General features: G+C 75.7%; 1 protein-coding gene. It reads left to right on the plus strand.

Annotated features, from left to right (window positions below):
- Nucleotides 1-4,360 (plus strand): apolipoprotein A-IV repeat region-like domain-containing protein (locus MFF42_RS00615; RefSeq protein ID WP_507763099.1); only part of this gene is annotated, 4,360 nt, incomplete at both ends.

Here is a 4,360-nt window from a genome sequence, read left to right on the forward strand (position 1 = left end):
CGGCCCAGGCGGCCGCCACCGTCGAGCAGGCGCTGGCCGGGCTCGGCTCCGCCTTCGCCGCGAACGTGACCGGCACCGCCGAGAGCCTGCGCGACTCCGTGGCACGGCTCTCCGAGGATCTCGACGCCCGCACCGGGGCCGCCCAGGACGGCAACCGCCGCAACACCGAGGCCGCGACCGCCTCCGTCGGCGCGAGCGTCGAGGCGCTGGAGCGCCGCCTGCGCGAGGCCGCCGAGACCGTGAGCGGCCTGCTCGCCGAGCGCACCGCGGAATCGACCGCGCGGATGCTGCACACCGCCGAGGAGACGTCGGGCGCCGCGCAGGCGCAGGCGGCCCTGGTCGCCGCGCGCTTCGCCGAGGCCGCCGAGACCCTGCGCCGGGCGGCCGACGAGGCCGCCGCCGCCGTCGAGACCCGCTCGGACGACGTGGTCGGCCGGTTCCAGGCCGCCGCCGAGCGCGTCGGCGGGGAGTTGGGCAGCCGTAGCGAGAGCGCCTCGCAGACGCTCCACGCCGCGATCCAGCGGATGGCCGACGAACTCACCGCCCGCAGCGCCGAGGCGACCGGTGCCCTGGCGCTCGCCGCGGCCCATGCCGGCGGCGAGATCGGCGACCGCACCGACCAGTCGATGCACGCGCTCCAGGACCTCCTGCGGCAGGTCGCCGACGAGATCGCCCTGCGCGGCTCCGAGGCGAGCGTGGCGCTGTCGCTGGCGGCGACCCAGGCCGGCGGCGAGATCGGCAGCCGTGCCGACCTTTCGGCGCAGGGCCTGCGCGACCTGCTGGGCCAGATCCGCGCGGAGATCGACGGCCGCAGCGCCGAGATCACGGAGGCGCTGACCCGGACCGCCGAGCGCGTCGGCGGCGAGGTCGGCACGCTCACCGAGGAATCGCTGCGGAGCCTGCGCGACGCGCTGGCCCGGATCGGCGAGGAGCTGTCCGCCCGCGGCGAGTCCGCGGCGCAGATCCTGTCGCGCACCGCCGAGGGCGTCGGCTCCGATCTCGACGCGCGTCTGGCCAGCCTGGAGGAGCGCTTCGGCCACCATGGCCGCGGCGCCGCCGCCCTGATCGCCAGCCAGTCCGACGAGGCCCAGACCCGTCTCGAAGGCACCGGCCGCGAGGTGGCGCTTGCCATCGCCGGCCACGTGTCGCAGGTCGGCGACGCGCTCCACCGCAGCCACGCCGCCTTCGTCGAAACCGCCGACAGCCGCGCCCGCGCGGTCGAGGAGGCGCTGGGCAGCCGGCTCGCCGCCCTGCAGGAGACCATCGCCCGCGGCGACATCCTCGCCGACCGGATCGCCGGGAACGCGCGGACGCTCGGCGACACCCTGGATTCCCGCCTCAGCGAGATCGACCGGATCATCGCCGTGCAGGGCAGCGCGCTGGCCGACTCCCTGGCCGAGCGCGCCCGCCTCGCCGGCGACACCGTCGAGGCGCGGCTCGCCGAGATGGAATCCGTCTCGGCCCGGCGCGCCGCCGAGATCGGCGAGAGCTTCGCGGCCCTCGTCGGCCATGTCGACACGCGGCTCGGCGCCCGCGCCAACGCCCTCAACGAGACCCTGGTGCTGCGCGCCTCCGAGATCGCCCGCACCCTGGACGAGGGCAACCGCATCCTCGTCGATGCCCTCGACCGGCGCATCGAAGGCAGCGCGCAGGACATCGCCGACCGCGGCCGCTCCGTGGGCGACGTTCTCGCCGCCCGCGCCGCCGAGATCGCCGAGCGGCTCGAACACACGACGCAGGACCTCGCCCGCCGCCTCGACGAGGGCGCCGAGCGCTTCGATTCCGGCGTGGTCGCGCGCCTCGATGCCCTCAACGGCACGCTGGAGGAGCGCACGCGCCACCTCGACGATTCCTTCGGCATCCAGGCGCTCGAGGCGGTGCGCCTGATCGAGAGCCGCACCCGCACCATCGACGGCGAGCTGACCGGCCGGATCCGCGACCTCGTCGCCCTGCTGGAACGCCGCAGCGGCCTCGCGGTCGAGGCGCTCGGCGGCCATGTCGACGCCATCGCCCGGCTGTTCGACGAGCGGGCCGAAAGCCTCAACCACCTGTTCGACGAGCGCGGCGGCGCGCTCGCCGCCGACCTCGACCAGCGCAACCGCTCGGCGGTGGAAGGGCTCGACGGCCGCCTCGCCGACATCACCCAGGCCCTGGAACAGGGGGGCGCGTCGCTGGGCGCCCTGCTCGACCGCCGCAGCACCGCGCTGCTCACCGCCCTGCGCGACCTCATGGGTCAGGTCGACGGCCTCCTGGGCGAGGGCGCGGGCCGCCTCGGCCAGACCCTCGAAACCCGTGCGGATGAGCTCCGCACCCTGCTCGACCACCGCACGGACGACCTGCGCGCGCTCGTGGACGGCAGTGCCGGCCATGTCCGCGGCGAGTTCGATGCCGGCCTCGACGCCCTGCGCTCCGCCCTGGAGGAACCGGCCCGCACGGTCCAGGACCTGCTCGACAGTCGGGCGGGCGAGATCCGCGCCATGCTCGACGCCCGCAACGATACCCTGCGCGCGACCCTCGAGGAGCGGGCCCGCACGGTTCAGGAGATCCTCGATCACCGTACGGCCGAGATCCGCGGGCTGCTCGACGGCCATGCCGGCCACCTCGACGAGGGCTTCCAGGGCCGTATCCTGCCGCTCCAGGCGGCGCTGACCGAGGGCGCGCGCCTGTTCGTCGAGACGCTGGAGGGCGGCATCGGCCGCGCGACCGGCGAGGTCGATGCCCGCACGCGCGGCCTCGCCACCCTGTTCGACGAGCGCCTCGGCGTCCTCGGCGAGCTCGTGGACGGACGCGGCCAGCAGGTCGCCCAGAGCGTCGAGACGCGGGCGCAGGAGCTGCGCCGCCTGTTCGACGAGATCCACGCCACCCTCGGCTCCCTGGTGGACGAGAGTTCGGCGGCGCTCACCGGTCGCCTCGACGCCCAGATCAAGGCGCTGGCCACCCTGTTCGACGAGCGCATGCGCGGGCTCGACGGGCTGGTCGAGAGCCGCGGCAGCGCCTTCGCGCAGGTCGTGGAGAACCAGTCCGCCGTTTTGACGCAGGCCGTCGACAGCCGCAGCGAGGCGTTCACCGCCCGCATCGACGCGCGCCTGCGCGCCTTCGCCACCGTGGTGGCGAGCCGCGCCAACGCCCTGGCCGACGCCTTCGACGAGCGCCAGGACGCCTACGCCGCCCAGATCGACGAGGGCACCGCCCGCATGGTCGCCGCGCTCGACGAGCGCGCCCGCCAGCACGGAGCCCAGTTCGAGACGGTGGAGGAGCGCCAGAAGGCCATCGCCGACCTGATCGAGGCCGGCACCGCCCGCGTCGCGGCGGCGCTGGACGAGCGCGCCCAGCGGCAGGCCGCCCTCACCGAGGCGTTCGACGGGCAGCGGGACGCCTACGCCACGCTGATCGAGCAGGGCACCGCCCGCATGGTCTCCGCACTGGAAGAGCGGGCGCGCCGCCACGCGGTGCTGGCCGAGGCGTTCGACCGCCAGAAGGAGGCCTACGCGGCGCTCATCGACGGCGGCACCGCCCGGCTGGTCGCGGCGCTCGACGAGCGGGCCGCGCGGCAGACGGCCCTCACCGAGACTCTCGATGAGCGCCAGACCGCCTACGCGGCGCTGGTGGAGGAGGGCATCGCCCGGATGGGCCGGATGCTGGAGGAGCGCGCCCACCGTCACGCCTCCGAGGTCCAGGCCCGTGCCGAGGCGCTGGCCGAGACGATGGATCAGCGCAACGGGGCGCTGGCCCGCCTGATCGACGGGCCGGCCGCGGCGCTGGCCGAGGCCCTCGCCGAGCGCGAGCAGGCGCTCGACCGGCTCATCGCCGACAAGGGCGCGCCGCTGGTCGAGGCCCTGCGCGAGCGGACCGACGCCATCGTGGTCCGCACCGTCGAGTCGGCCAAGGCCCTGCGCGCGGCCCTGGACGAAGGGGCGGAAGCCTCTGCCGGCACCGTCGCCCAGGCGAACGAGCGGGTCCGCCACGACGTCGCGGGCTTCCTGACCCGGATCGAGAGCGCCAACGACGCGCTCAAGGCTCTCGTCGGCGGCGCCTCCGAGAACCTGGCCGCCGTCGAGCACGGGCTCGCGGCCCGCGTCGAGCAGATCCAGGCGTCCCTGGACCGGGTCGCCGCCGACACGGCGCAGGCCTCCGACCGGGTCTCGACGCAGGTCGTGGCCCTGCGCGAAGCCTCGCAGGGGGCGCTCGCCCAGGCCTCCGATCTCGCCGAGACCCTGGACGCCCGCGGCAAGGCGCTGGTGGAGCGCACCGGCACCCATGTCGGCGCCCTCACCGAGGCCGCCGGCACCCTGGAGGCGGTGGAGGGCCGCCTCGCCGAGAGCCTGTCGAGCCGGCAGGCGGTGGTGAGGGGGCGCATCAG

It is taken from the genome of Methylorubrum podarium (genome assembly GCF_022179745.1).
GTDB classification, from domain to species: domain Bacteria; phylum Pseudomonadota; class Alphaproteobacteria; order Rhizobiales; family Beijerinckiaceae; genus Methylobacterium; species Methylobacterium podarium.